Source organism: Pseudomonas sp. LABIM340 (assembly GCF_040017195.2).
Taxonomy (GTDB): Bacteria; Pseudomonadota; Gammaproteobacteria; order Pseudomonadales; family Pseudomonadaceae; genus Pseudomonas.
This window is the reverse complement of record NZ_CM200227.1, coordinates 3,530,186-3,555,715: the sequence shown is the minus strand read 5'-3', so window position 1 is coordinate 3,555,715 and position 25,530 is coordinate 3,530,186. Positions and strand designations below refer to the sequence as shown.

Below are 25,530 nucleotides of genomic sequence, written 5' to 3'. Positions count from 1 at the left end.
TGGCCATTAGATGCCGGCTGTGCGGCTTTGGAAATTCGACGTCAGGAGGGGCGAACCGGTACCAAAGTAGTAGGTTTCAGCCCTTGCGCAGGGCGGCGTGCTGCGGGTTGAAGGTCAGCACGGCAAGGCCGGCGAAGAGCAGCGTCAGCCCCAGGCAGACGCCCGCCGCCAGCAGATTGAAGCGCTCGTAGAGGGCAAAGCGCACCAACTCCACCGCGTGGCTGAACGGGTTCAGCGCGCACAGCCAGTACAGCCACTGGCTGGCCTCGCGCATCTTCCACAGCGGGTAGAGCGCGGAGGAGAGGAAGAACAGGGGGAAGATGACGAAATTCATCACCCCGGCGAAGTTCTCCAGCTGGCGGATGCCGTTGGACAGCAGCAGACCTAGCGCTCCCAGCAGCAGGGCAGCCAGCAGCAACGCCGGCAGCGCCGCCACCAGCCCCATGGGCGGCGGCTGCACGCCATACAGCCAGGCGATCAGCAGGAAGGCGTAGACCTGCAGCAGTGATACCAGCGCGGTGGCCAGCAGTTTGCTCGCGAGCAGGAAGGCACGCGGCAGCGGACTGGTCAGCAGCACGCGCATGCTGCCCATCTCGCGGTCGTAGACCATCGACAGCGAGCCCTGCATGCCGTTGAACAGCAGGATCATGCAGCACAGCCCCGGCACTATGTAGGTCTCGTAGGTGACGTAGGTGTCGTACGGCTCGATGATCGAGATGCCCAGCGCGGCGCGAAAGCCGGCGGCGAACACCAGCAGCCAGAGCAGCGGCCGCACCAGCGCGCTGAGGAAACGCGAGCGCTGCAGGACGAAGCGCAGCCATTCGCGCACGACGATGCCGCGCAGGCACTGCCAGTAGGCGGCGGGGCTGAAGGGAGGGTTTGCCAGGGCGCTCATGCACAGGCCTCCAGGCGGGTCAGGCGGTCGAAGGTGCGCTCCAGGTTGCCGGCGTCGGGCGCGCAGATTTCCCGCGCTTCGCCGCGGGCGACCAGGCGCCCGCGGTCGAGCACCAGCAGCGCGTCGTCGCTGCGCACCTCATCCAGCAAGTGGGTGGTCCAGAGAACCGCCAGGCCGTCTTCGCGGCACAGCCGGCGTACATGCTCGTTGAGGGCCTGGCGCGCCGCCGGGTCGAGGCCGACGCTGGCTTCATCGAGCAGCAGCAGGCGCGGGCGATGCAGCAGGGCGCGGGCGATCTCCACCCGGCGGCGGTGCCCGCCATTGAGCGCGCGGACCTTGTCGCGGCGACGCTCCAGCAACTGCTGGCGGGCCAGTTCGGCGTCGATCCGCTCGTTGGCTACGCTGCGTGGCAGGCCGTGCAGGGCGGCGTGGTAGCGCAGGTTCTGTTCCACGCTCAGGTCCAGGTCCAGGGTGCTCTGCTGGAACACCACGCCCAACTCCCGCAGGGCCAGGCGCGGCTGGCGGCGCAGGCTGCAGCCGAGCACGTCGATCTCGCCCTGCTGCAGGTCGTAGAGGCGGGTGAGCAGAGCGACCAGGGTGGACTTGCCGGCGCCGTTGGGGCCGAGCAGGGCGGTGAAGCGCCCGGCGGGCAGCTCGAATTCCAGGCCGTCGAGGGCACGGCGCGAGCCGTAGGAGAAGCTGAGATCGCGGACCGCCAGCGCATTCATGGCAGGTGCACTCATACTGGCTGCGTTCATGGCGTCACCACCACGCCCCACGGGTAGCGGCCAACCTTGATCGATTTGGTGACCTTGCGCGAGGCGACATCGATCACCGACACGTCGCCGCTGACGCCATTGGTGGCCAGCAGGGTCTTTTCGTCCGGCGTGAACGCCAGGTGCCAGACGCGGCGGCCCACCAGCAGGTAGTCGAGCACCTCGAATGTCTTCGCATCCACCACCGCCACATGGTTGGCCGGGCCGAGGGCGACGAAGGCCAGCTTGCCGTCGCTGGTCAGCTGCACGCCCACCGGTTGCACCTTGTCGGGGTGTACGCCCTGTATGGCGAAACGCAGGGTCTTGAGGATCTTGCGGCTGGCGGTGTCGACCACGCTGACGGTGCCGCCGATCTCCGCCGAGACCCAGACCTGCGAGCCGTTGTGGGTGAACTCGGCGTGGCGCGGGCGCTGGTCCACCAGGGTGCTGTCCACCAGCTTCTGGGTCGAGGTGTCGATCCAGTGCAGCATGTTGGTGGTCTCGCTGGTGTTCACCGCCCACTTGCCGTCCGGGCTCACCGCCATGCCTTCGGGCTCGACGCCGACGTCGATCTGCCCGAGCACCTGGGCAGTCTGGGTGTCGACCACCGTGACCAGCGCATCGTCCTCGTTGGAAACGTACAGCCAGCGGTCATTGGGGTGCAGCGCGAACTGCTCGGGGTCTGCGCCCGAGGGCAGCTGTTTGATGATCTTGCTTGTGGCTAGATCGAGCACCTGCACGGTGTCCGAGTCGCTGGCGCAGATGTACAGCAGCTTGTTGTCGTGGGACAGCGCCAGCCCGCGCGGGCGCTTGCCGGTGTCTATGGTGCCGGTGACGGTCAGCGTGTCCAGGTCGATGACGCTGAGGTTGTTGTCCTTCTCGTTGGACACGTAGGCGGTGGCGGCGAAGGCGGGCGACGCCAGCCCGAGGGCGAGGCTCAGGCAGGAGAGGGCGAGCAGGCGGGGCATGGGCAGGGTCCTCATGGGAGTTCTTCTTATGGATTGGCTTGCGCGAGGCGGCACTGGCTTTCCGGTGCGTCGAGGCCGAGGCTGTCGAGTTCGCTGGCGGGGTGCAGGAAGCCTTCCTGCGGCGACGTGCTGACCAGCGCGCGCGGCTGCACCAGCGGGATCGGCTGGCGCAGCTGGCCGTCCCAGGGGCGAAAGCCGAGCTTGTAGCCCTTGAAACCGTCCAGCGGCAGGTCGGGGGACAGCGACAGCTTGCGGATCGCCATCGGGTCGGCGTCGCGCAGTCGCGTCACGGCGCTGGCGATGCTGCGCACGGCGATCCAGGCGGCGAAGTCGCGGTCGTTCATCCAGCGCCCGGCGTGCTCTTCGAAGCGCTTCTGCAGCTGTGCGGCGCCGTAGGTTTCCACGGTCTTGTGCCAGCCCGTGGCGACCAGCCCCTGGGTGCCGGCGACCGGGCGCGGCAGCCAGGTGTTGTAGGGCACGTACTCGCCGAAATCGCCGTGCTCGTCGGCCACCAGTACGGCGTCGTAGTCCTCGCTGGACTGGGTGAACAGCGCCATGTCGGCCTGGGCGCTACGGCGCTGGTCGTTGTCGAAAGTGAAGGGTTTTTCCTCGACGATCTTCGCGCCGAAGCGCTTGGCCGAACGGCGCAGGGCGTTGGCGTAGAGGGCGTCTTCCGGGCGCTGGCCGACGATCAGCAGCCAGCGCGTCCATTTGCGCAGCACCAGGAACTGAGTGAGGGCGTCGGTCAGCATCAGCCGGCTGGGCAGGGTGTGCAGCACATTGATCGCACACTGGCTGGCGCGCAGTTCGTCATCGGCGGCGCCGGCGTTGAACAGCAGGCTGTCCGGCAGGGCGGCGGCCACCTGGCGCAGGGTGTCGGCCGGGGCGTTGACCACGAACAGGCGCAGGCCGGCATCGTGCAGACGCTTGGCCTCGGCGAGCAGCTTTTCCGGGGTGTCGGTGCTGGCGGCTTGCAGGCTGTAGCGGTGCTTGAGGAAGCGCCCGGTGCTGTTGCTGTCGGTGATCGCCAGTTCCGCGCCGCGCAGGCCGGCGTCGGTGGGTTCGGGGATGACGTTGGACAGCAGCGGGCCGGGGTCGGGCGTGTAACCCAGGTAGCCGATGCGGATTTCCAGCGCGGGGGATTCCTCTGCGCGGGCGTCGAGGCTGAAGGCAGCGGCGCAGGCAACCGCGAGCAGATAGGCGACGCCGTGCAGGACGAACTGGCGCATGGGGCGACTCCTTTTCCGGGCCGACAAGTTCTTGTGCGGCCAGCATAGGAAGCGCCAGGGGTGCGGAAAATATGCAGAAAGTACCGGTTGGGGCAGTACCAAGGTAGTAGGTTGCGCGCCGCGCCCGCGTCCTAGGATGGCGCTACAAGAACCAGAAGAGGAGCGTCGCCATGCGTATCGCCGTCACTCTCGTCCTGCCGATCCTGCTGATGCTCAGCCTGTTCGGCTTCGATTTCCTCTATACCCGCAACGGCTACCTGCCGGCGGCGGAGTTGCGTGCGCCGGTAGCCCCGGTTGGGTGCATCACGACCTGTCGCAGCGCGCCGTAGATGTCGGCGCTGTGGCGGATCAACCTGCTGGTCGGGCTGTTCTTCGGCCTGCTGGCGGCCGTGTGCCTGGCCGTGCTGCTGCACCAGGGCAACGAGGATGTGCGCCGCGAGATGGACGCGGCGCGCGGGGTGCTCGATTACCTGCGCGAAGCGGCGCAGCGCGACCCCGCCAGCCTCGATCCGGACCTCACGGCCGGCCTGCGCCATGTGCGCGTGCACTGGCTGGACTCCGCTGCGCCCGCACCGCGCTCGGGGCTGGATGACTGGCTGGCGGCGCGCCTGTACCCCGACCTGCCGGCGCCGACCCTGCTGACCCTGGCCGATGGCCGACGCGTGCAGCTGAGCCTCGACCCGCGCGACGAGATCGATGAAGTGCGCGATTCGCTGGTGCAACTGCTGGTGCTGTTCGGCGTGTCGCTGCTGGCCAGCCTCCTGGCGATCCGCTGGGCGGTGCGTGGTGGCCTGCGGGTGGTGGAGCAACTGCATGGCGCGCTGGGCGAAGTTTCCCGTGGCCGGTTCCAGGTGCGTCTGCCGGATCACTCTCTGCCCGAGGCACAGCGCCTGGCCAGCGGTTTCAACGGGATGGCGGCAACGCTGGAGCATGCCTGCTTGGAGAACGCCGAGCTGACCCGCGCGCTGCTCGCGGTGCAGGAGCGCGAACGCCAGCAACTCGCCCAGGCGTTGCACGACGACATCGGCCAGTACCTCGCTGGCATCCGCGCGCAGGTGTTCCTGCTGCGCAGCCTGGAGCGCCAGGATGGCATTGCCTTCGCCACCCTCGACCGCCTGGAGCAGCATTGCCAGGGCCTCAACGAAAGCTTCCGCGCGCTGGTGCGTGATCTCTATCCGGTGGTGCTGGAGCGGGTCAGCCTGCAGGAGGCGCTGCGTCTGCATATTGAACAATGGCAGGCCAGCCAGGGCGTGGCCTGCCGGTTGCAGCTGGACGAACTGCCGGCCCTGCCGGCATCCGCCAAGGCCCACCTGTACCGCCTGTTGCAGGAGGCACTGACCAACGTTGCCCGGCACGCCGGCGCTCGCCATGTGCGGGTGGTTCTGCGGCGACGCGAGGGGCGATTGTTGCTCTGGGTGCGTGACGACGGCCGGGGCTGCCATGGGTTGCCGCGCGCCGGCATCGGCATGCGCTCCATGCGCGAGCGCGCCCGCTGCCTGGGAGGCGAGCTGCACCTGCGCCGCCGTCCCGGTGGCGGCCTGGCATTGCGCCTGTGGATGCCGTTGACGGAAAGCCTGATGGAAGGAGAGAGGGCGTGAAGATTCTGCTGGTGGACGATCACTTCGTGGTGCGTGATGGCATCGCCTCGCTGCTGCGCGGGCTGATCCCGGAAGTGGAAGTGAGCGAGGCCGCCGATGGCGAAGCCGCGCTGGAGGCGGTCCAGCGCAGCGTACCCAGCCTGGTGATCCTGGATATCGGCCTGCCCGGCATCAGCGGTCTGGAAGTCACCCGCCGGCTGCGCCAGCGCCTGCCGCAACTGCGGGTGCTGTTCTTCAGCATGCACGACGAGCTGCCGCTGGTGCGCCAGGCGCTGGATGCCGGCGCGGCGGGCTACATCACCAAGGGCGCGTCACCGGCGGTGCTGGTCGAAGCAGTGCGGCGCATCCTCGCCGGCCACGCTTACATCGAGCAGCCGCTGGCCACCCAGCTGGCGCGCCGGCCCCAGGGCGCCGATGGCCAGGACCCGCGCTTGCAAGGCATGACCCAGCGCGAGTTCGAGATCTTCGTGATGCTCGCCCGCGGCCTGCCGGTACGGCAGGTGGCGGAGCACCTGTGCATCAGCGCGAAGACGGTGTCGAACCACGTCACCCTGCTCAAGCAGAAGCTGCAGGTGGTGTCCCACGCCGAGCTGGTTCACCTGGCGATCGACGCCGGCGTGCTGCGGGTCGGCGGCGAGGCGCTGGCCGGCTAGCATCAGCGCTTGTAGAGGATCACCGCCGCGCGCAGCTTGCTGCGGCCGAAGCGGCTCATCTGCTCGAATTCCGCGTGGCTCACCGGGATGTGCTGGCAGTCCAGTGGTTCGCGGTGCTGGCTGTGATCGACGTCGGGGTCGTGCAGGTAGACGAAGTCCTCGTCGCAGTCGGTGACCACCACCCAGTGCGGCGCCTTGGAGCGGGTCAGCCGATAGCTGCTGATCAGTACCAGCGGCTGGCCGCCGGCTTCCAGCGCACCCTCGATATCCAGCTGGTTGACCAGCAGTTGCTCGACGTCGCTCTGCGCCAGTTCGGCGCTGAAATCCTCGTGGACCAGGCGCATCACCTCGCGTTTCTCCTCGCTGCGCACGCCGTCGAGGAACAGCGGGCCGTCTTCCGACAGCAGCAGGCGCACGCGGAAGCCCCGGCGCAGGGCCGCCAGCGCCAGCCCTTGCGGGCTGCAGCCACCGTGGCCGGCGGTCATGTAGATGGTGGTCGCCTCGCGCCACAGGCGCAGCTCCTCGCGGCGCTCCAGGTGGCGCTTGGGCTCCAGTGCGCCCATGGCCATCAGCAGCGCCGAGGGGCCGCAGGTGAACTCGGTGGTCTGCCGGTAGTACGGCACGTGGCGGTGGGTGCGCTCGTTGATGTGGCGGATGCGCTTCTCGAAGCGCAGGGCTTCGCTATGGTCTTCGTAGTAGTCGCGCACCGTGGCGAACGGGCGGTAGCCGTTGCGCTGGTAAAGGGCGATGGCGCCACGGTTGTCCGGGCGTACTTCCAGGCGCAGGTAGGCGCAGTCGTTCTCCAGCGCCTCGGCCTCGGCACGGTCCAGCAGCTTCTGGCCCAGTCCGATGCCGCGGGCGCGCTCGTCCACGGCAATGGAATACAGGCGCGCCAGCGAGGTGCCCTGGTGGAACAGCACCAGCGCGTAACCCAGCAACTGGCCGTCGGATTCGGCGACGGTCAGGCTGGCGTGGGCGCGGCTGATCATCCACTGGAAGTTGCGGCGGGACAGTCGGTCATGTTCGAAACAGCGGTTTTCCATCTCGACCAGGGCATGCAGGTCGTCGGCTGAAGCGGCGCGGAACTGGAGTTTCATAGGGTAAGCATTCGTTAATCTGCGGGGCGCACCTTGTCCGGTGCTGGCTGCGAACGGGCGTTGCGTCGTGCGGTCGAAGCTCAACCAGTATTGTCCCAGGGCCAGGGCGCGGCAAGCGCGCCAGCCAGCTTCGGAGGTGTCGTGAGCAAGCTGTTCATCATCGTGGAACGCAAGGAAGACTGGGCCTCCTACTATCCCAGCGAAGATGTGGTCAGCGCCCAGGAGTACCTGGAGATGCCGATCGACGACGACAACGGCAAGCGCGTGCAGGTGATCAACCTGTGCCGCAACTACAAGTACCTGGGCCACGGCTACTACTGCTCGCTGCTGGCCGAGGCGCGCGGGCACAAGGTGATCCCGTCGGTGCGCAGCATCAGCGAGCTGGCGAAGAAGTCGCTCTACAGCCTGGCGCTGGAAGACCTGGAGAAGACCCTCGACAAGGCGCTGGCGGACCATCCCTACGGCAGCACCGATGGCTTCACCCTGACGCTGTATTTCGGCCGCACCGACATCGAGCCGCTGCAGGACCTGGCGCGCCAGTTGTTCGAGGCGCTGCCGTGCCCGATGCTGCTGGTGGAGTTCCGCAAGAACCGCGGCTGGCATATCGAAGGGGTGAAACCGGGGAACATCCACAAGCTGCGCGAGGATCAGGAAGAGCAGTTCGCCAACGCCCTGGACGGCTTCAGCCGGCAGATCTGGCGCAAGCCGCGTTCGCGCAAGCAGTACCGCTACGACCTGGCGATCCTCCACGACCCGGAGGAAGCCTTCCCGCCGTCCGATCGCAAGGCACTGAAGAACTTCATCCGCATCGGCCGCAGTCTTGGCATCGACGTCGAACTGATCGAGAAGAAGGACTACTCGCGTCTCGCCGAGTACGACGCCCTGCTGATCCGCGAGACCACCAGCGTCAGCGACCACACCTACCGCTTCGCCAAGAAGGCCGAGAGCGAGGGCATGGTGGTGATGGACGACCCGGTGTCGATCCTGCGCTGCACCAACAAGGTCTACCTCGCCGACCTGTTGCGCAGCCACAAGCTGGGCATGCCGGCTACCGAAATCCTCTACAAGGACAACCCGCAGGAACTGGAGAAGGTCGGCGAACGCCTGGGCTTCCCGCTGGTGCTGAAGATTCCCGACGGCAGCTTCTCCCGCGGGGTGATCAAGGTGGCCAATCAGGAGGAGCTGCTCAAGGCCAGCGCGGAACTGTTCGAGCGGTCGGTACTGCTGCTCGCCCAGGAGTTCTTCTATACCGAATATGACTGGCGGATCGGCGTCTTGAACCAGAAACCCATATTCGCCTGCCAGTACTTCATGTCCAAGGGGCACTGGCAGATCTACGACCACAGCCCGGACGCCCAGGAAGTGAGCGGCGATTTCCGCACGATGGCCGTCCACGAGGCGCCACGCAAGGTCGTGGAACTGGCGGTGAAAACCGCCAACCTGATCGGCGACGGGCTCTACGGCGTGGATTTGAAGCAGGCAGGGGACCGCGTGGTGGTCATCGAGGTGAACGACAACCCGAACATCGACTGCGGGGTAGAGGACGTCTACCTGGGGGACGACCTCTACAAGCTGGTCCTCGAGGAGTTCGTGCGGCGGCTGGAAGTCAAGCGGCGTGGTCGCGGGTGGTGAGATCGATTCGGCATTGACCTTATAGGAAAACGGTCGATGGGCTGCGTCAAGATATTGCTAGCGTTACAAATTGGAGCGCCAACCGACTGTTTTTTAAAGTTTTTCAAAATAATGGCGCCAAGGAAGGGAGCATGCTCGAGGCAGCCACGAATCTTCGTCGCCTGCTGGTGGTCGATCCGTGCGACGACTGCCGCAGGCTTTTACCCGGACTCCGGGCAGCAGGGTGGGAAGTAGACAGCTGCGAGCTGGATAACGCCGGCAATCGCGGTTGTGACGTCGGCCTGCTGCGCCTTCAACCCCGGCATCTCGAACGCCGGGAGTCCGTCAAGGAACTCATCAGCCGCAGCGGCACGGAGTGGATAGCCGTGCTCAGCCCGGACACCTTGCCACTCAATGAAGTCGGCGATTTCGTCAGTGAGTGGTTCTTCGATTTCCATACCTTGCCCTTCGATGTGGCGCGGGTGCAGGTCACCCTCGGGCGCGCGTTCGGCATGGCCCGTCTGCGCGGGCGTGGCAGCGTGCACAGCGACGAGCACGAGCACGAACTGCTGGGTGAAAGCCGCGACGTGCGCGAGTTGCGCAAGCTGCTGGCGAAGTTCGCACCGACCGAATCACCCGTGCTGATCCGCGGCGAGAGCGGCACCGGCAAGGAACTGGTGGCGCGTACGCTGCACCGCCAGTCGCGGCGGGCGGTCCGGCCGTTTGTGGCAATCAACTGTGGGGCGATGCCCGAGGCGCTGATCCAGTCCGAGCTGTTCGGCCACGAGAAGGGCGCGTTCACCGGGGCGCACCAGCGCAAGATCGGTCGCTTCGAACAGGCCAATGGCGGCACGTTGTTCCTCGACGAGGTGGGCGACCTGCCGCTCGAGTTGCAGGCCAACCTGCTGCGGGTGCTGCAGGAGAAGCAGATCGAGCGTGTCGGCGGCAGCCAGCCCATTGATGTCGATGTGCGGGTGCTGGCGGCGACCCACGTCGACCTGGAACAGGCAATCCGCGCCGGGTTGTTCCGCGAGGATCTTTACTACCGGCTCAATGTCCTGCAGGTATCCACTTCGCCGCTGCGTGAGCGCAATGGCGACCTGGCGCTGCTGGCCAACCACTTCGCCCACCTTTACAGCGTCGAGACCGGTCGCCGCCCGCGGCGCTTCTCGGACGATGCGCTGGCGGCGATGGCCGAGCACAGCTGGCCGGGCAACGTGCGCGAGCTGGCCAACCGGGTGCGGCGCGGCCTGGTGCTGGCCGAGGGGCGACAGATCGAGGCCCGCGACCTGGGCCTGGAGCGGGAGAAGGGCCGCTCGGCGCATCTGCCGCTGGTGACCCTGGAGGAGTACAAGCTCGGCGCCGAGCGTCAGGCCATGTGCGATGCGCTGGCCCGGCACGGTGACAACCTCAGCGTGGCGGCGCGGATGCTGGGTATCTCGCGGCCGACTTTCTATCGCTTGTTGCACAAGCATCAGTTGCGCTAGGGCGGGGTGGTCGGCACGGCGGGCGGACGCAGGTCCGTCCCGGCTGCCTTCCACATTTCTCCCGCGTGCCGGAATCCCCCTTGTAGGAGCGGGCCCATGGGGCGCTCATGCAGGCTGATGGAGCTGTTGCCGACCGGGTAGTCCCCCTGAAGCGCCGGCCTTGCCGGCGGATCGCGGGCATGGCCCGCTCCTACAGAAGGCGGGCGCGGTTGATGTCTGCGATGGCAAGAATGACAAAGGCCCCGAAAAGGGGCCTTTGCGTTAGGACAGCCGAGCCGTCAGAAGTAATACGGGAATTTCACGCTGAAGCTGAAATCCGGCGCATCCGGCGAGATGCCGATGGACAGGTTCGGCACGATGGTCAGGTTGGGGCTCCACGCGTAGGTCAGGCCCCAGTTGAAGTACGCCGCGTTGGCGTCGCTGCCGGTGACGGTGGTCCAGTCGCCGCCGTCGGCCTTGATCTTGCTCTTCTGGGCGATCAGGTCGGAGAAGGAGAACGACATGCTGGTCTTCTCGTTGAGGGCGAAGGCTACGCCCGCACCGATCTGGAACCAGTCGCCGAGGTCGACCTTGCCTTTCTGCTTCACGCCCTGGGTGGGGCTGATGTCGTCGAAGGACTCCTCCATGTTGTAGGTGTAGGAGAAGCTGCCGAACAGCACGGCCGGGTCGACGGTCTTGACCAGCGAGATGCCGGGGGTGACGGACCAGACGCCGTTGCCGGTGGGCAGGGACTCGGGCACGTTGAGGTTGTCGTTGTCCGAGGCGCGCTTGAGTTTGATGCCGTAGGGTTCCTTGCCGGTAGGAGCCTTGATCCGCAGGCTGACCACCGCGTCGGGGCGCGATTCGGTTTCGTCCATGAATTTGTAGGCGATGCCGAAGTTGACGTCGCCCAGGGTCGGGTCGCGGGTGACCTTCTCGTCGGTGGACTGCGCCGTGGAGTTGCCGGCGCCGGCCGATTCGAAGGTGCTCTCGCGGTAAACCACGGGGGCGTTTATGTCGAACTGCCAGCGGTTGTTCCAGTTGTAGCGGCCGGTGAGATCCAGGGTCCAGTTGTCGGCGTTGATGTTGTCCACGCCGATGTTGCCCAGGAAGATCGTGTCCAGCGCCAGGAAGCCGTTGAGGATCAGCTGCTTGGTGTCGTAGTGGGTGTAGGTGATGCCCGTCTCGAAGCTGAACGCGCCGTTGCCGAAGAAGCCGCTGGCTTCGTCGTAGAGGTTCTCCACGCTCTTGGGCGGACTGGCGTCGTCCTTGAGCGACTCGCCGTAGGAGCTACCGCTGGAGGCAACGGTGTTGCCGGTTCCGGGCGGTGTCGGCTTGCCGGTGGAGGTGACCAGGCGCTTGGGCTGGGCGGGCGTGGCCGGTGCTTCCTCGACCTGCCTGACCCGCTGCTCGAGCACCATCAGGGCCTTCTGCTGGGCCTCGTAGCGCTGCTTGAGTTCGAGCAATTCCTGCTTCAACGTCTCCACCTCGGCTTCCGTCGCGGCGGCGGCGAAGGTCGAGGGGAGTAATGCGGATACACAGATTGCAGTTCCTAGCGTTAGCGATCGGTGCATGGCGCGCTGTCCTTCTTATAGGTTGGACCTCACAGTCGCACTGGAGCGTAGATCACATACCCATGGTGCGAAGCCCTTTGAGTTGGTCGAGGTTGCAGTCCAGCGCTCCAGTCGACGGAAGGTTGTTTTTGAGTACCACGCTGAGCTGTGCCAGGTTATTGACGGCATTATTCCCACCCACCATCTGCGCGGCCTGGAGTAGTCCGCCGGCGGCGAGTTGCTGCATGGCGGCGCCCTGGCCGTTGGCGTTGATTGCCATCTGCACGCCGCCGTTGCTCGGCGACACGCTGACGGTACCGGCCGCATTGCTGGCGGTGACAGGGGCGGCGTCCAGCGGCGTTCCCTGCGGGGCTGCCACAGGTGGGGCCTGGTTGGCTTCCTTGACGTCGATGCTGACGTTGTTCGATGCCGTGTTGTAATCACCGGCGGCGCGAACGCTCTGGGTGACGCCCTGGGTCTGGTTGAGGCCGGCTCCACCGGTGACCGTGCCGGTGCCCGCGGCCGGTGCCGCGCCGGTGCCTTTCTCGTCGATGGTGGTGACGTAGAACTGCGGCTTGATGGTGGATTCCTGGATCTGCATGCTGACCCTGGCGCCGATGTTGTCGCCCACGGCGTTCTTCCAGGTACTGCTCATGACGATGCCGAAGCTGATGACCCGGCCCGGCATCACGTATTTGCCGCGAAGCTGGGCCAGCTCCTGATCCTTCAGCTCGATCGGCTTGAAGACACTTTCCGCCTGGACCGGCAGGCAGGCCACTATGCAGGTGGCGGCAAGCAGCGGGATCACTTTCATTAGGGTTCTCCCCGGAAGGATTCCTGCCTTCCGTTCTTGTGCGGTCTCAGAGGAAGTCGCTCTGGATGAAACCGAATTCCATGAGCTCTGCATCCTTGACCGGGCTGAACGCATTGATTCGGTCCCTGGCCGTCAGTGGGTCGGGCGGGTTCATCAGGGCGTTGGCCTGTTCGTAGCCCGGACCGATGACGGCGAAGATGATGCCGTTCCAGCCTTTGAGGAAATCTTCCTGGGTAAAGCGCTTGTGGCCCAGCACCGGGTCGCCGATGTAGACGTAGCCCTTGTAGGCACGCTGCATGACGACGAAGTGTTTGTAGCCACGGATATCCATCAGCACTATCACCGGGATCGTCAGCTTCTCCAGAGATGCCGGCGGGATTCGGTACCCGCGTGCGCGCATGCCGATGCCTTCGAGGTAAGTCTTCATGTCGAGCATCGAGAAGCCCTGCGTGCGCACCAGGTCCGGGTCGGCCCGGACCAGCATCCCCTTGATCACGAATTCCTCGTCCACGTCCAGCGCATAGGCCTGGCGGAGGATCGTCGCCAGCGCGGCGGCGCCGCAGCTGAAGTCGGTCTTCTGCTGGACCAGGTTGCTGAACTTGCGCTCGCGGATGCTCTCGACGTGTTTGTAGGCCATCGACCCGCCGGGAAGAATGGCGAAGGGGAGTTGCGCGGCCTGCGTCGTGAGGCTGAAAAGGGCGAGCAAAAGCAGGGCGGACGTACGCATGATCGTGACGCCTTGGGGTGGCTTGCGGAGAAGGAGGCTCCGTTGCCGGAGCCTCCAGGTGCTACGCCGTTTCGCTTACAGGCAGGATTTGCAGCCTGCGGCGATGGACAGCGAGTTGCTCTGCTGGTTGCCTACGCCAGCCGCAACGTTCGCGCCCAGGTTGCCCGAGACGTTGTTGAGCGAGTTGTTGATGGAGGCATCGTTGCGCACCGGGTCTTTCCAGCCGGTGGGGATCAGCACCTGATAGGTGGCCTGGCCTCTGAGATCGACAGTGCCAGCTTCGACGAAGAACAGCGGATCCTTGTCGGTTTTGCTGCCACCGCTGTTACGGCTGTCGTCATGACCGCCACGGCCCGACTCGTCGACCACGTAGCCCGCACCGGCGCCCTTGTAGGTGCCATGGGCGCTGAAGGTGGACCGCAGGGTTTCCTTCTCGTAGGTCAGGAAGGCCACGTTGCCCACGGTGTTGCCACTGGAGGTCTGGGTGGCGCCACTGTAGGAGTCGGCACTACGACCACCGGACACGGCGGCTGCCATGTCGTTTTTCTGTTGGTTGTAGTTGCCCGAGGCGATGTTGATGCCGATGTTCCCGGAGGAGTTGCTGCCGGAGTTGTTCAGCGAAGCCTTGTTGGTGGTGGAGAAGTTCCAGGCCTGGTTGTCCGTGTTGTTCTGGGTCACTTCAGTCGACGCATAGGCGGTACCGAAGATGAATTTCTCATCGGCAGTCGCCAGGGCGGCAGCGTTGGCCTGTTGGTTCATGTCGCCAGCGGCGACGTTGACGCCCACGTTGCCGGATGCGTTCCCCAACGATCCGTCGACTGTCGCGTTGTTCTTGGTGCCCATGTTCACCACGGTGTTGTCGCTGCTCTCCTGGGTGTCTTCCACCGTGGCGCTGGCGCCTGCATCGATCCGCGGGTCCTTGTAGGGATCGTACGGGGTCTTGGGTTGTTGGTGATGATGGCCATGGTTGTCGTGATGGCCACGACCACGGTCGTTGTCGCGATTATCTGCTTGCACTGCTACAGCCATGACCGCTGCAACAGCGAAAACCAGAGGCTTCAGAGCCATTCTTGGTTTCATGGTGTATCTCCTTTGCTTTGTTTGGCGTGTTTAGTGTTATTGGAGTTGGCTTGGGTCAATCCGCGACCCGGATGCTCAGGGTGTTGGCAATGCGATTGCCGACCCCGGCGCTCTGGCTCATCTGCACGACACCCCGGCTGCCGGCAAAGGCCTGGTCGCTGGTGACGACCTGCCGGCTTCCCGTGGTGGAGTCCTTCGAGCCTGAGTTCACTGGCAGCGCGACGTTCTGCTGGGAAAGCACGCTGTCATCGACGCTCTGCGGAATGGCGCTGACGCTGATCCGCATGGCGTTCACTTGCTGGTTGGCAGCCCCGGCGGCCTGGTTCACGCCCAGTGCGCCGTTGCCGTTGGTGAAGGCGTTGCCGGTGATGCTGGCGGACGCGGCCTGGTTGAGGTCGACGCTGGTGTTGACCGCCTGGCGGAATTGGGTGGTGGCCTGGGCGTTGCTGCCGATGGCGATGGCGCGGCCGTTGGCCTGTTGCTGGGAGTCACCGGCGGCCTGGTTCACGCTGGCGACGCCTCGGTAATTGCGCACGGCGCTGTCGATGCTGGCGTTGTTGACCGTCGAAGGATCAGCGGCAAGGGCCGTGGCACTGCAGATCAGGAGCGGGAGAGCGAGCAGGCGGGCGTTCATCTCAACGGTCCCCCGTCAGCATGCGCAGGGGCGAGAGCCCTTGCTGGACAGTGCGGTTCACCGAGTTGGAAATGCCGGCGCCGCCGCCAGCTGCGCCAGCACCCATGCCATTACCGTTGAGGCTCTGGTTGGCGCCGTTGTCCATGCCCACCAACTGGCCGCCGGGCAGGATGTGTCGCTGCAGGCTGGAGCCGCTGGTGACGCCGGCGAAATCGCTGTCGCTCAGCTCGGCGTTACCGGTCTGGCGCACGATCTGGTCGGAGATGTTCGGGTTGACGGTGATCGGGTTCGGGTCGGGAATGTCGGTCGGCCGGGTGGCGACGCGTGGCTGCACCTGGCGCTGCAGGACGATGGTGCCGTCGCCGGCTTGTGCGACCGGACACAGCGGGACGCTGGCCGCGCCGCAAGCGAGCGTGACGAGAATGCCGACTATCCGTGAGTCGATTTTCCCCATGATGGCGGTTCCTTCTTGGTGCGCTGAGCCCTAACCAGCGGTACCAAGGTGGAGCAGGGGCCGTGCCGCTTTTAATCAGCTATTGAGAATCAATGACATGGCGTTAGGCCACATGAGCCATCACGGAGCGGATGTCTCGGCGCTGATACAGAACGAGCGTACGAAAGCCCTGCGCGGCCCCTAGAACGGGGCTCGTCTCACGGGAGAAGCGAATTCTGTTGCGTTCCTGATACACAACTTTGGGTGGGAAGGCCCGAGGCAGGGCCCGTCAGCGTTTGCGGCGTTTCGAGTGTTTCGTGCCGTTAACAGAATCGGGTGGTTTGTAGCCTTTCTGGTACTTGAGTGCAGCAGGCTTTTCAATGAATTAGGCATTTTGCATGATGGCGCGAACCGGTCCGGATCGCGGTTGTCTGCATCTTCCTGGCGATGAAAGGCAGCTCGAATTTGCCGAACTGCCAACGCTTCCTCTGCTCGCGCCGTGGAAGAGAAATTTTTGTGAATTTCGTAGCGAACCGCAGGCAATGCATTAGCATGCCGACGCCGTTGCGGCGCTTGCGCGCCAGGAGCAGGCAGCGGGACAAAACCATTAGAAACGTGCGAGCCAGCGTGCCTCGCGGGGGACAGTAGTATGGATCTGTGGAGCGCCTTTCAGGCCTTCATTCTTGGCGTGGTCGAGGGGCTTACCGAGTTCCTGCCGATCTCCAGCACCGGCCACCAGATCATCGTGGCGGACCTCATCGGATTTGGCGGTGAGCGTGCCGAAGCCTTCAACATCATCATCCAGCTGGCCGCCATCCTGGCCGTGGTCTGGGAGTTCCGCCGCAAGATCCTCGAGATCGTCGTCGGCCTGCCCACCCAGCGCAAGGCGCAGCGCTTCACCGTCAACCTGCTGATCGCTTTCTTCCCGGCGGTGATCCTGGGCGTGGCCTTCGCCGACTACATCCACCACTACCTGTTCAACCCGATCACCGTGGCCGTGGCCCTGGTGGTGGGCGGCGTGATCATGCTTTGGGCGGAGAAACGCCAGCACGTGGTCCACGCCGAGACCGTCGACGACATGACCTGGAAGGAAGCCCTGAAGGTCGGCTGCTGCCAGTGCCTGGCGCTGATACCGGGCACCTCGCGCTCCGGCGCCACCATCATCGGCGGCCTGCTGTTCGGCCTGTCGCGCAAGGCGGCCACCGAGTTCTCGTTCTTCCTCGCCATGCCGACCATGGTCGGCGCCGCGGTCTACTCGGGCTACAAGTACCGCGACATCTTCCAGCCCTCGGACCTGCCGGTATTCGCCATCGGCTTCGTCACCTCCTTCATCTTCGCGATGATCGCGGTGCGCGGCCTGCTCAAGTTCATCGCCAACCACAGCTATGCGGCCTTCGCCTGGTACCGTATCGTGTTCGGCCTGCTGATCCTGGCGACCTGGCAGTTCGCCCTGATCGACTGGAGCAGCGTCAAACCCTGATCCGATAGCGAGTGAACGTGGAAAAGAACGGCACCATCAGCCGCTGGGACGATGACAAGGGCTTCGGCTTCATCCGCCCCCAGGCCGGCGGCAAGGAAGTCTTCCTGCACATCTCCGACTTCCGTGGCGACCGCCGCCCGGAAGAGGGCGACCAGGTCCGTTACGTCGAAGGCACCGGCAAGGACGGCCGCCCCCGCGCCGATCATGCCCGCCTTGCCGGGCTGGCCATCGATACCCCGGCAATTCGCCGCAAGCCCGCTGCGACAGCCACTCGCGAGCGGGTTCGCAGTGGCCGCGAAGTCGCCTTCCCCAGTGCGCCAAAGCGCTCTCTGGGCAAGGCGCTGGCGATCCTCGCCGTGCTGCTGGCGCTGCCCGCCATCGGCTCGGTGCTCTGGCTGAAGGACGCCTACTTCGTCTGGTTCCTGCTGCTCTATCCGGTCTTCAGCGTCCTGGCCTTCTTCGCCTATTGGCGTGACAAGCGCAGCGCCGAGCGCAACGACTGGCGTACCCCCGAACAGAGCCTGCACCTGCTGGAACTGCTCGGCGGTTGGCCGGGCGCGTTCCTCGCCCAGCAGGTGTTTCGCCACAAGGCCCGCAAGCTGTCCTTCCAGCTGGTGTTCTGGGCTATCGTCGTGCTGCACCAGGTGTTCTGGATCGACTGGCTTAGTGGCGGCCGTCTGCTGGGCTGGATCGGCGCACTGATGGGCCTGGGCGTCACCCCGGCGTAATCGGCGTCCCCATTCAGGGGCTGGCTCGTCGTCAGACCGGCCAGTCGTCCCTCGAGAAGCCTTCCTGCAGATAGTCGAGCAGCGCCCGCACCGCCGGGAGGATGCCGCGTCGGTGCGGATATACCGCCTGCAGGTAGGCTTCCGGTTCGCTCCAGGCGGGGAGCACGCGCACCAGCCGGCCATCCTCCAGTTCCTCGGTGCAGTAGTGCAGCGGCAGGAGTGTCACGCCCAACCCCGCCAGCGCCACGTTCTTGCGCAGGTTGAAGTCTTCGACCGCCAGACGCGCCTCCAGCGCCACTTCCTTCACCTCGCCCTGTGGGCCGGTCAGCTTCATGTGCACGCGGCGATCGTTGTCGATGGCGCCGAGGACGGGCAGGGCAGCCAGGTCCTCCGGCGCACGCAGCTTGACGCCCTTGAGCAGTGACGGTGCGGCCACCAGCGCAGTCTTCGCCAGGCGCAGGCGCCGCGAGATCAGCGACAGGTCCTCATCCCCCGGTGCCCGCACGCGCAGCGCGACGTCGATACTTTCGTTGAGCAGGTCGACGCGGCGGTTGGTCAGCATCAGCTCCAGATTCACCTGCGGATAGGCTGCAAGAAAACCGGGCAGCATCTCGTTCAGCGAGGTTTCCGCCAGCGCCACCGGGCACGACAGGCGCACTCGTCCGCGCGGTTCCGCGCTCAATTGCGCCGCGACTTCGTCCGCCATCTCGGCTTCCACCAGCATGGCCTGGCAGTGCCGGTAATAGCGCTCGCCCAGGTCGGTGAGCGCCAGTTTGCGGGTCGTGCGCTGCAGCAGGCGCACATCCAGGCGCGCTTCCAGTTCCGCTACACGCCGCGACAGGCGTGACTTCGGCAGGCCCAGCAGGCGTCCGGCTGCGGCGAAGCCACCGGCTTCCACCACCTTGGCGAAGTAGAAGAGGTCATTGAGGTCCTGCATGGGATTGTCCTGTTGGTGAGACGAATCATTGCATTTTTGCCGACTTATCGAAGATTGGCTACATGCGTAGTCTTGCTTCCAACGACGAATTCCTCCGCCAACCCACTTGGCCACATTCCTGGAGAACACACATGAAACTGCTGCACATCGACTCGAGCATCCTTGGCGACAACTCCACTTCCCGCCAACTGAGCGCCGAACTGGTCGCCGCCTGGGCTGCCGCCGAACCGGGCGTTGAAGTCACCTACCGTGACCTGGCTGCCGACGCGATCAGCCACCTGTCCTCCGCCAGCCTGGTTGCCGCCGGCACCCCGGCCGAGCTGCGCGATGCTGCGCAGAAGCACGAAGCCGACCTGGGGGAGAAGAGCATCGAGGAGTTCCTCGGCGCCGACGCCATCGTCATCGGCGCGCCGATGTACAACTTCTCGATTCCCAGCCAGCTGAAGGCCTGGATCGACCGCATCGCCGTCGCCGGCAAGACCTTCCGCTACACCGAGAGCGGCCCGGAAGGCCTGGCAGTCGGCAAGAAAGTGATCATCGTTTCCACCGCAGGCGGCATCCATGCTGGCCAACCGACTGGCATCGCCCACGAGAACTACCTGGAACTGGTGCTGAACTTCCTCGGCATCACCGACATCGAGGTCGTTCGCGCTGAAGGCCTGGCCTACGGTGACGAGCCGCGCCGCAACGCCATCGCCGGCGCTCAGGCAAGCATCGCCAGCCAGTTCGCCGCTGCCTGATCGTTGCCCTGAGCAGAAAAGCCCCGCCCATGCGGGGCTTTTTTGTGCCTGGGCAGTGCCGCCTGTCTGCGGGCACGGAGCGAGTCTCGCTGGCGCGTACTATGCAGAGGTTCCCTCCAGGCGGCGCCCGGTGGTCTCTGCATTCACCAACAAGCCTCGTGGCGCCTGATCCGGAGACAAATCGGAGCGAACTGCACCATGGCGAGGCGCCTGTTCTGGTTCCTGCTGCTCGTTACCTTCAGTACCGCGAGTTGGGCGGCACAAGGCTGGAATGTGGGTTTTCACCGCCTTCAGGTGAGCGACCCGCTGGACCAGCAGCCGATGAAGGCCATCGCCTTCTACCCCACGCGCGCGCCGGAACAGCCCCTGCACCTGGGCAATTTCATCCTCGACGTCGCCTACGAAGGGCAGACCGCCAACGGTCGCTTTCCGCTGCTGGTGATGTCCCACGGCAACTACGGAACACCGCTGGCCCACCGCGACTTGATCGAGGCGCTGGTGCGCAAGGGCTTCGTGGTGGTGGCCTTGCTGCACCCCGGCGACAACCTGCATGACCACAGTCGCCTGGGCGCCAAGAGCAACCTCTACGGGCGGCCGCTGCAGGTGTCGGAAACCATCAGTGCCGCGCTGCTCGATCCCAAGGTCGCGGCCATTGCCGACCCGCGCAAGGTCGGCGTGATCGGCTATTCCGCCGGTGGTGAAACGGCGCTGATCCTCGCCGGCGCCCAGCCGCGCCTGGATCGGCTGATCAAGTATTGCCAGGAGCGCCCGGACGACGCCGACGCCTGCAGCGAGAAGGGCGAGGTGCGCGGCGATCGCAACGACCTGGTGCCCATGGCCGATCCGCGCATCGGCGCCTTGCTCCTGCTGGCGCCGCTGAGCCTGATGTATGGCGTCCATGAGCTGGAAGACGTGCAGGTGCCGGTGTTGCTCTACACCGGCAATGAGGACCAGATTCTCGACTGGAAGAAAAATGCCGGCGCGCTGGCTCGCAAGCTGCCGCAGCAGGCGGACCTGCGGGTGCTGGATGGAGCAGGGCACTTCGTCTTCATGTCGCCCTGTTCGGAGGAGGAGGTGGAAGCCACCCCCGACCTGTGCACCGACACCCAGCGTGTGGATCGCAAGGCCATCCACCGTGACCTGGCCGCCTCGGCGGCGGAGTTCTTCGACGTCAGCCTGGGCAGCGCGACGATGCAGACGTCAGGGCGTTGATTCCGCGCCATGCGCCCCCTGTAGGGGCGGGCCACGTCCGCGCCTGCCGAGAAACGCCCAAGAAAAAGCCCCGCACTCGGCGGGGCTTTTTCATCGCAACGTGGTGTTGATCAGACGATCACACCCTGGCTGCGCAGGTAGTCATCGTAGGTGCCGCTGAAGTCGGTCACGCCGTTTTCCGACAGCTCGATGATGCGGGTGGCCAGGGAGGACACGAACTCGCGGTCATGGCTGACGAAGATCAGCGTGCCCGGGTAGTTCTCCAGCGCCAGGTTGAGCGACTCGATGGATTCCATGTCCAGGTGGTTGGTCGGTTCGTCCATCACCAGCACGTTGGGGCGCTTGAGGATCAGCTTGCCGAACAGCATGCGGCCCTGCTCACCACCGGAGATCACCTTCACCGACTTCTTGATCTCGTCGTTGGAGAACAGCATGCGGCCGAGGGTGCCACGCACCAGCTGCTCGCCGCCCTGGGTCCACTGGGCCATCCAGTCGAACAGGTTGTAGTCGTCCTCGAAGTCTTCGGCGTGGTCCTGGGCGAAGTAGCCCACGTCCGCGCTGTCGGTCCACTTCACTTCACCGGCGGTGGGCGCCATTTCGCCTACCAGGGTGCGCAGCAGGGTGGTCTTGCCGATGCCGTTGGGGCCGATGATGGCGATGCGCTCGCCAGCTTCCACCTGCAGGCTCAGGTTCTTGAACAGCGAGCCGCCGTCGAAGCCCTGGCTGACCTTTTCCAGGGTCACTGCCTGGCGGTGCAGCTTCTTGTGCTGCTCGAAGCGGATGAACGGGCTGACGCGGCTGGACGGCTTGACCTCTTCCAGCTGGATCTTGTCGATCTGGCGTGCACGGCTGGTGGCCTGCTTGGCCTTGGAGGCGTTGGCCGAGAAGCGGCTGACGAAGGTCTGCAGCTCGGCGATCTGGGCTTTCTTCTTGGCGTTGTCCGACAGCAGGCGCTCGCGGGCCTGTTCGGCCGCGGTCATGTACTCGTCGTAGTTGCCCGGGAACAGGCGCAGCTCGCCGTAGTCCAGGTCCGCCATGTGGGTGCAGACGCTGTTGAGGAAGTGACGGTCGTGGGAAATGATGATCATGGTGCTGTTACGCGCCGTGATGATGTTTTCCAGCCAGCGGATGGTGTTGATGTCCAGGTGGTTGGTCGGTTCGTCGAGCAGCAGCAGGTCCGGGTCGGAGAACAACGCCTGGGCCAGCAGCACGCGCAGTTTCCAGCCTGGGGCGACGGCGCTCATCGGGCCGAAGTGCTGGTCCAGCGGAATGCCCAGGCCCAGCAGCAGCTCACCGGCGCGGGATTCGGCGGTGTAGCCGTCGAACTCTGCGAACTGGACTTCCAGCTCGGCGACGGCCATGCCGTCTTCTTCGCTCATCTCCGGCAGGGAGTAGATGCGATCGCGTTCGGCCTTGACCTTCCACAGCTCCTCGTGGCCCATGATCACGGTGTCGATCACGCTGAAGTCTTCATAGGCGAACTGGTCCTGGCGCAGCTTGCCCAGGCGGACGCCGTTTTCCAGCATTACCTGGCCGCCCGAAGGCTCCAGCTCACCGCCGAGGATCTTCATGAAGGTGGACTTGCCACAACCGTTGGCGCCAATCAGGCCGTAGCGGTTGCCGTTGCCGAACTTGACGGAAACGTTTTCGAACAGCGGCTTGGCGCCAAACTGCATGGTGATATTGGCGGTGGAAATCAACTGACTGACCCTTGGCTGGACATGGTGCGCGCCGGGCGCGGACGGCGCGGGCGGGCAGGGAAGGCCTGCGCTGTCGAAGAAGGCCGACAGGCGCCTGGCAAAGCCGCTCATTATGCCACAGCCGGGCCCGCGCTGCATGCATTGCCGCTGCAGAGCCCGTGATGCGGGCTTATGGCGATATCCGACAGTTGAAACCGCTCATGCTCCTGCATCAGAATTCGGTGTTCAGAATTCTGGTGGGGGCTGTATGCAAATCCTTAACGCTCAAAAATCGCTCAAGCAGTACCTGGAGCAGGTCAGCGGCAAGCTGATCACTGTGGTCTCGGCCTCCGCCAGTGAAACCGAGTCACTGATCGAAACCCTGGTGGAGAAGGGCAATCGCCTGGACCTGCTGGTGGGCACCATCAACTCGTTCAGTTCGCCGGACTTCATCGACTTCTGCATCCGCGATGCCGGCACCAGCGTCACCCTGCACGTCGACTTCCGCGCGCAGAACAGCGTGCACTGGAAGCTGATCCTGATCGAGCCGGACGTGGTCGTGCTGGGTAGCGCCAACTTCACCGAAGTCGGCTTGAGCCTGACCCGCGACACCTGCACCGTGATCCAGGACACGGCGCTCTACGCCGAGTACCTGGCGCGGGTGGCCGAGATCAAGGGCATGGAAGGCGTGGTGCTGGGTGAGGATTCGCCGGCTTTCGACGAGCAACTGGAGGAATACCGCCAGAGCCACCGCCGCGTGCAGGCCAGCCTGGCGCGCAGTGCGCAGTACCTGGACGGCGAGAGCTGGCTGGGCGACGAGACCAACCAGAGCATCCCGCTGTTCATCTGGTACAGCGATCACTCCGATGATTCCGAAGAGAAGGCCGAGGCCTTCCTGCACGCCAGCAGCGATGGTGTGGACTGGGACGACGTGCGCGAGTTCTTCACCTATGAGTGCGCTGAAGGCGTGCTGCCCTACGAAGAGGGCGACATGGTGCTGACCGCACGCTGCAACGGCACGCATATTGGCTTCTACACCTTCGACCGCATCCTCTATCGCGACGGCACGTACTACATCTACTCCTACCGCAAGAAGCGCTACACCCAGCCGTTCAAGCTGGAGGACGCCAAGGAGCGCCTGAAGGACGTGATCCCGGAGTGGTACGAAGAAATGCGCACCTCGCTCAACCGCCACGACATCAATAGCGTCGTGCGCTGAGCAGCCATTCATCGGCGCACAGCCTGCAATCCGACGGTCGCACGCTGTGCGACTTGGCATTCTGCACGATGATGGCTAGCCTCCTGCCAATATCTCGACGTCGCATGCTGCAGTTGCGTGAGCCCGTCAGAAACCTGTCAGGAGGCAATGGATCATGCCGCAACTTCCCCCCGATGAAGTCCCCGTCCGCCGCCGCATGCGCTGGCATTGGCGACTGCTGACGCTGAAGATCTACATCCTCTCGGTGTTCCTGCTGGCTTGCATGCTGGGCGGCAGTGCGATGCTGTTCCTCAACGTGCTCAACGACACGCTCGAACCAGCCCAGCGCCTGGGCTCGTTCGTGGCGGGCGCGCTGATCCTGCTGTTGTGCTTCCACATCCTGCGCATGGCGCTGCCGCCGTTGCCCTGGCTGCACAGGCGCCGCTCCCTGGAGTAGATCGCCTGGACCAGAGTGGCGCCGGAATGAAAAACGCCCCGTGGCATCGCTGCCACGGGGCGTTTTCTTTCGAGCCTGATCAGGTCATCAGAAGATGTTGACCGGGTACTCGACGAAGACGCGCACTTCGTTGCCGTCGTCGTTGTAGGAGCGGGCGTCGTTGGACACGCGCAGCCAGGAGCCGCGCAGCTTGACCGACAGGTCCTTGGCCGGGCCGCTCGGTACGACGTACTTCAGCTGGTTGAAGATTTCGCGCTCTTTGCCATTGCTGGTCTCGGCGGTCTTGATGTTGTCGCCGTAGACGTAGGCCACGGTGTAGCTCAGGCCCGGTACGCCGTACTCGGAGAAGTCCAGGCTGTAGCTGCCCTGCCAGGAACGCTCGTCTTCACCGTTGAAGTCCGACCAGTAGGAGTTGGCCAGCCAGATGGTGGTGCCGCCGTCGCCCAGGCCGCCCTGGTTCTGGTACCAGCCGTAGTTGTAGCCGGAATCACCGTTGTTGCGCTGGTGCGCGATCATGAAGGTGTGGACGCCGATGTTGTAGGCGGCCGACAGGCTCCAGATGGTGTTCTTGGTGCCGTCGATGCCGTTGTCGGAGGCGAAGTCTTCGTTCACGCGGGTGCGGTAGCCGTTGAAGTCCAGGGTCAGGGACTGCTTGTCGGCCACCGGGATGACGTAGTTCAGGTTCATGTACTGCTTGCGAGCGACGTCTTCGCTCTCGTAGCCGTACAGCGAGCCGCTGAAGTTGTCGGTGAACTTGTAGCTGCCGCCGAACACGTCGATGCGCTTCAGGCCGCCGCTGTCACGCCCTTCGGCGCTCTTGCGGGTTTCCGAGGTGAAGCGGCCGACGTTCAGCTCCAGGCCTTCGATCTCCTTGGAGGTGATCAGGGTGCCGGTGAAGCTTTCCGGCAGGAGGCGGGAGTTGTCGTAGCTCAGGATCGGCAGGGCCGGCATCTGGTCACCGTACTTGATCACGGTGTTGGAGAAGCGAGCCTTCACTGCGCCACCGGCGCGGGCCAGGTCGTTGGCGGCTTCGCCGCTGTCGCCCTGCTTGAAGAAGTCGATGCCGGCGGCGCCGCTCTTGCCCTGGCCACCGTCCAGACGCAGGGCGTACATGCCGAACGCGTCAACGCCGAAGCCTACGGTGCCCTGGGTGAAGCCGGAGGTGAAGGTGGCGGTGGCGGCCTGGCCCCACTCGGCCTTGTCGTCACGACCGTGCTTGTAGTCACGGTTCATGTAGGCGTTGCGGAAGAACAGGTCCAGGTGGCTGTCTTCGGTGAAGCCCTTGGCGGCGGACTGGTCATCGGCCATTGCAGCGGTCGACGCGAGGATCCCCAGTGCGAGCAGACTGATCCGGTGGTTCAGCATCTTGATTTCCTTAATGGTGCAGCGCCAGCGAGCAGAAAGAAAAAAGCTCTCCGCCCCGAAGTGCGTGATCGGGGTAGGTGGAGTCCTGTGCTGGCATATTCTTTTGGTTGTATTCGGGGCGTGGTCGCCCCGGCGCCGCGGGATGATAGCAGAGGTTCGAACTTTTTCGTCCAGCCTCTGTCACGCTCCCGTCATGATTACCTGATCAGCGGTTTTGCCTG

At 64.9% G+C, this 25,530-nt stretch carries 25 protein-coding genes; 11 read left to right on the top strand and 14 right to left on the bottom strand.

Annotated features, from left to right (window positions below):
* Window positions 1-76: 76 nt before the first annotated feature.
* Genes pedC through pedA1 form a run of 4 tightly spaced genes read right to left on the bottom strand, consistent with a single transcriptional unit; the run spans window position 77 to window position 3,847 of the window.
* The gene (gene pedC, locus ABKS89_RS16310; RefSeq protein WP_138215599.1) at window positions 77-895 is read right to left on the bottom strand and encodes a lanthanide ABC transporter permease protein PedC; all 819 of its coding nucleotides are present in this window, start codon (window positions 893-895) and stop codon (window positions 77-79) included.
* Window positions 892-1,623, bottom strand: a complete 732-nt coding sequence (pedB, locus tag ABKS89_RS16305; protein ID WP_348587587.1) for a lanthanide ABC transporter ATP-binding protein PedB/LutE — start codon at window positions 1,621-1,623, stop codon at window positions 892-894. Before pedB ends, pedC begins: the two co-directional genes overlap by 4 nt.
* A 26-nt stretch (window positions 1,624-1,649) precedes the next feature.
* A complete protein-coding gene (locus ABKS89_RS16300) occupies window positions 1,650-2,618 on the bottom strand; it encodes a YVTN family beta-propeller repeat protein (protein WP_348586134.1) in 969 nt (322 codons plus the stop codon).
* A gap of 26 nt (window positions 2,619-2,644) precedes the next feature.
* On the bottom strand, window positions 2,645-3,847 hold the full coding sequence (gene pedA1, locus ABKS89_RS16295) for a lanthanide ABC transporter ABC transporter substrate-binding protein PedA1 (RefSeq protein ID WP_348586133.1): 1,203 nt from the start codon (window positions 3,845-3,847) through the stop codon (window positions 2,645-2,647).
* A 170-nt stretch (window positions 3,848-4,017) separates the two neighbouring features.
* Between pedA1 and ABKS89_RS16290 the strand changes: the two genes are divergently transcribed.
* The 3 genes from ABKS89_RS16290 to ABKS89_RS16280 are packed head-to-tail and all read left to right on the top strand — an operon-like array spanning window position 4,018 to window position 6,098.
* Window positions 4,018-4,176 carry a hypothetical protein gene (locus ABKS89_RS16290; protein WP_171039443.1) on the top strand — a complete coding sequence of 53 codons (159 nt, stop codon included), beginning with the start codon at window positions 4,018-4,020 and terminating at the stop codon, window positions 4,174-4,176.
* A complete protein-coding gene (locus tag ABKS89_RS16285) occupies window positions 4,177-5,445 on the top strand; it encodes a sensor histidine kinase (RefSeq protein ID WP_348586132.1) in 1,269 nt (422 codons plus the stop codon).
* Window positions 5,442-6,098, top strand: coding sequence for a response regulator (locus ABKS89_RS16280; RefSeq protein ID WP_348586131.1), 657 nt, complete (start codon window positions 5,442-5,444; stop codon window positions 6,096-6,098). The genes ABKS89_RS16285 and ABKS89_RS16280 overlap by 4 nt, the downstream gene beginning before the upstream one ends.
* 2 nt (window positions 6,099-6,100) lie before the next feature.
* On the opposite strand, the gene ABKS89_RS16275 is transcribed toward ABKS89_RS16280, so the two are convergent.
* Window positions 6,101-7,195, bottom strand: a complete 1,095-nt coding sequence (locus ABKS89_RS16275; RefSeq protein ID WP_518300944.1) for a peptidase C39 family protein — start codon at window positions 7,193-7,195, stop codon at window positions 6,101-6,103.
* 141 nt (window positions 7,196-7,336) lie between these two features.
* On the opposite strand from ABKS89_RS16275, the gene ABKS89_RS16270 reads away from it, so the two are divergent.
* Both ABKS89_RS16270 and ABKS89_RS16265 read left to right on the top strand, forming a co-directional pair.
* On the top strand, window positions 7,337-8,827 hold the full coding sequence (locus ABKS89_RS16270) for a RimK family ATP-grasp domain-containing protein (RefSeq protein ID WP_138215605.1): 1,491 nt from the start codon (window positions 7,337-7,339) through the stop codon (window positions 8,825-8,827).
* 131 nt (window positions 8,828-8,958) lie between these two features.
* Window positions 8,959-10,293 carry a sigma-54 dependent transcriptional regulator gene (locus tag ABKS89_RS16265; protein WP_081519827.1) on the top strand — a complete coding sequence of 445 codons (1,335 nt, stop codon included), beginning with the start codon at window positions 8,959-8,961 and terminating at the stop codon, window positions 10,291-10,293.
* 278 nt (window positions 10,294-10,571) lie between these two features.
* Here ABKS89_RS16265 and fapF read toward each other — a convergent pair whose 3' ends face one another.
* From fapF to fapA, 6 genes are all read right to left on the bottom strand, one after another.
* Window positions 10,572-11,846: a fibril amyloid transporter FapF gene (gene fapF / locus ABKS89_RS16260; RefSeq protein WP_348586129.1), complete on the bottom strand. Its 1,275-nt coding sequence runs from the start codon at window positions 11,844-11,846 to the stop codon at window positions 10,572-10,574.
* 52 nt (window positions 11,847-11,898) lie between these two features.
* Window positions 11,899-12,639 carry a fibril amyloid subunit FapE gene (gene fapE, locus ABKS89_RS16255; RefSeq protein WP_348586128.1) on the bottom strand — a complete coding sequence of 247 codons (741 nt, stop codon included), beginning with the start codon at window positions 12,637-12,639 and terminating at the stop codon, window positions 11,899-11,901.
* Between the two features lie 46 nt (window positions 12,640-12,685).
* Window positions 12,686-13,366, bottom strand: coding sequence for a fibril amyloid maturation endopeptidase FapD (fapD, locus tag ABKS89_RS16250; protein ID WP_045217496.1), 681 nt, complete (start codon window positions 13,364-13,366; stop codon window positions 12,686-12,688).
* Between the two features lie 75 nt (window positions 13,367-13,441).
* Entirely contained in the window at window positions 13,442-14,446 is a 1,005-nt protein-coding gene (fapC, locus tag ABKS89_RS16245) for an amyloid-like fimbrin subunit FapC (RefSeq protein ID WP_138215608.1), read from the bottom strand.
* Between the two features lie 55 nt (window positions 14,447-14,501).
* Window positions 14,502-15,080, bottom strand: coding sequence for a fibril amyloid subunit FapB (gene fapB, locus ABKS89_RS16240; RefSeq protein WP_138215609.1), 579 nt, complete (start codon window positions 15,078-15,080; stop codon window positions 14,502-14,504).
* A gap of 1 nt (window position 15,081) precedes the next feature.
* On the bottom strand, window positions 15,082-15,534 hold the full coding sequence (gene fapA, locus ABKS89_RS16235; RefSeq protein WP_348586127.1) for a functional amyloid chaperone FapA: 453 nt from the start codon (window positions 15,532-15,534) through the stop codon (window positions 15,082-15,084).
* A gap of 628 nt (window positions 15,535-16,162) precedes the next feature.
* Between fapA and ABKS89_RS16230 the strand changes: the two genes are divergently transcribed.
* Both ABKS89_RS16230 and ABKS89_RS16225 read left to right on the top strand, forming a co-directional pair.
* Window positions 16,163-16,993, top strand: a complete 831-nt coding sequence (locus tag ABKS89_RS16230; RefSeq protein WP_138215611.1) for an undecaprenyl-diphosphate phosphatase — start codon at window positions 16,163-16,165, stop codon at window positions 16,991-16,993.
* A 17-nt stretch (window positions 16,994-17,010) separates the two neighbouring features.
* Window positions 17,011-17,721 carry a DUF1294 domain-containing protein gene (locus ABKS89_RS16225; RefSeq protein ID WP_348586126.1) on the top strand — a complete coding sequence of 237 codons (711 nt, stop codon included), beginning with the start codon at window positions 17,011-17,013 and terminating at the stop codon, window positions 17,719-17,721.
* 31 nt (window positions 17,722-17,752) lie between these two features.
* On the opposite strand, the gene ABKS89_RS16220 is transcribed toward ABKS89_RS16225, so the two are convergent.
* Window positions 17,753-18,658 (bottom strand): LysR substrate-binding domain-containing protein, encoded by a 906-nt coding sequence (locus tag ABKS89_RS16220; protein ID WP_138215613.1) that lies wholly within the window; start codon window positions 18,656-18,658, stop codon window positions 17,753-17,755.
* A 131-nt stretch (window positions 18,659-18,789) separates the two neighbouring features.
* Between ABKS89_RS16220 and ABKS89_RS16215 the strand changes: the two genes are divergently transcribed.
* Together ABKS89_RS16215 and ABKS89_RS16210 are read left to right on the top strand one after the other, a co-directional pair.
* Window positions 18,790-19,398 carry an FMN-dependent NADH-azoreductase gene (locus ABKS89_RS16215; protein WP_348586125.1) on the top strand — a complete coding sequence of 203 codons (609 nt, stop codon included), beginning with the start codon at window positions 18,790-18,792 and terminating at the stop codon, window positions 19,396-19,398.
* Window positions 19,399-19,596: 198 nt separating this feature from the next.
* Window positions 19,597-20,610, top strand: a complete 1,014-nt coding sequence (locus ABKS89_RS16210) for an alpha/beta hydrolase family protein (RefSeq protein WP_138215615.1) — start codon at window positions 19,597-19,599, stop codon at window positions 20,608-20,610.
* Between the two features lie 110 nt (window positions 20,611-20,720).
* On the opposite strand, the gene ABKS89_RS16205 is transcribed toward ABKS89_RS16210, so the two are convergent.
* Window positions 20,721-22,310, bottom strand: coding sequence for an ABC-F family ATPase (locus ABKS89_RS16205; protein WP_138215616.1), 1,590 nt, complete (start codon window positions 22,308-22,310; stop codon window positions 20,721-20,723).
* 247 nt (window positions 22,311-22,557) lie between these two features.
* On the opposite strand from ABKS89_RS16205, the gene ABKS89_RS16200 reads away from it, so the two are divergent.
* The gene (locus tag ABKS89_RS16200; protein ID WP_138215617.1) at window positions 22,558-23,508 is read left to right on the top strand and encodes a phospholipase D family protein; all 951 of its coding nucleotides are present in this window, start codon (window positions 22,558-22,560) and stop codon (window positions 23,506-23,508) included.
* A 154-nt stretch (window positions 23,509-23,662) separates the two neighbouring features.
* Window positions 23,663-23,944, top strand: a complete 282-nt coding sequence (locus tag ABKS89_RS16195) for a hypothetical protein (RefSeq protein ID WP_138215618.1) — start codon at window positions 23,663-23,665, stop codon at window positions 23,942-23,944.
* A gap of 87 nt (window positions 23,945-24,031) precedes the next feature.
* Here ABKS89_RS16195 and ABKS89_RS16190 read toward each other — a convergent pair whose 3' ends face one another.
* Entirely contained in the window at window positions 24,032-25,309 is a 1,278-nt protein-coding gene (locus tag ABKS89_RS16190) for an OprD family porin (RefSeq protein WP_138215619.1), read from the bottom strand.
* Window positions 25,310-25,530 lie beyond the last annotated feature (221 nt).

Bases quoted from the DNA above. Each gene is read 5' to 3' on its own strand.
- pedC (WP_138215599.1), bottom strand. From the start codon at position 895: ATGAGCGCCCTGGCAAACCCTCCCTTCAGCCCCGCCGCCTACTGGCAG.
- pedB (WP_348587587.1), bottom strand. From the start codon at position 1,623: ATGAATGCGCTGGCGGTCCGCGATCTCAGCTTCTCCTACGGCTCGCGC.
- ABKS89_RS16300 (WP_348586134.1), bottom strand. From the start codon at position 2,618: ATGCCCCGCCTGCTCGCCCTCTCCTGCCTGAGCCTCGCCCTCGGGCTG.
- pedA1 (WP_348586133.1), bottom strand. From the start codon at position 3,847: ATGCGCCAGTTCGTCCTGCACGGCGTCGCCTATCTGCTCGCGGTTGCC.
- ABKS89_RS16290 (WP_171039443.1), top strand. From the start codon at position 4,018: ATGCGTATCGCCGTCACTCTCGTCCTGCCGATCCTGCTGATGCTCAGC.
- ABKS89_RS16285 (WP_348586132.1), top strand. From the start codon at position 4,177: ATGTCGGCGCTGTGGCGGATCAACCTGCTGGTCGGGCTGTTCTTCGGC.
- ABKS89_RS16275 (WP_518300944.1), bottom strand. From the start codon at position 7,195: ATGAAACTCCAGTTCCGCGCCGCTTCAGCCGACGACCTGCATGCCCTG.
- ABKS89_RS16265 (WP_081519827.1), top strand. From the start codon at position 8,959: ATGCTCGAGGCAGCCACGAATCTTCGTCGCCTGCTGGTGGTCGATCCG.
- fapF (WP_348586129.1), bottom strand. From the start codon at position 11,846: ATGCACCGATCGCTAACGCTAGGAACTGCAATCTGTGTATCCGCATTA.
- fapE (WP_348586128.1), bottom strand. From the start codon at position 12,639: ATGAAAGTGATCCCGCTGCTTGCCGCCACCTGCATAGTGGCCTGCCTG.
- fapD (WP_045217496.1), bottom strand. From the start codon at position 13,366: ATGCGTACGTCCGCCCTGCTTTTGCTCGCCCTTTTCAGCCTCACGACG.
- fapC (WP_138215608.1), bottom strand. From the start codon at position 14,446: ATGAAACCAAGAATGGCTCTGAAGCCTCTGGTTTTCGCTGTTGCAGCG.
- fapB (WP_138215609.1), bottom strand. From the start codon at position 15,080: ATGAACGCCCGCCTGCTCGCTCTCCCGCTCCTGATCTGCAGTGCCACG.
- fapA (WP_348586127.1), bottom strand. From the start codon at position 15,534: ATGGGGAAAATCGACTCACGGATAGTCGGCATTCTCGTCACGCTCGCT.
- ABKS89_RS16230 (WP_138215611.1), top strand. From the start codon at position 16,163: ATGGATCTGTGGAGCGCCTTTCAGGCCTTCATTCTTGGCGTGGTCGAG.
- ABKS89_RS16220 (WP_138215613.1), bottom strand. From the start codon at position 18,658: ATGCAGGACCTCAATGACCTCTTCTACTTCGCCAAGGTGGTGGAAGCC.
- ABKS89_RS16215 (WP_348586125.1), top strand. From the start codon at position 18,790: ATGAAACTGCTGCACATCGACTCGAGCATCCTTGGCGACAACTCCACT.
- ABKS89_RS16210 (WP_138215615.1), top strand. From the start codon at position 19,597: ATGGCGAGGCGCCTGTTCTGGTTCCTGCTGCTCGTTACCTTCAGTACC.
- ABKS89_RS16200 (WP_138215617.1), top strand. From the start codon at position 22,558: ATGCAAATCCTTAACGCTCAAAAATCGCTCAAGCAGTACCTGGAGCAG.
- ABKS89_RS16195 (WP_138215618.1), top strand. From the start codon at position 23,663: ATGCCGCAACTTCCCCCCGATGAAGTCCCCGTCCGCCGCCGCATGCGC.
- ABKS89_RS16190 (WP_138215619.1), bottom strand. From the start codon at position 25,309: ATGCTGAACCACCGGATCAGTCTGCTCGCACTGGGGATCCTCGCGTCG.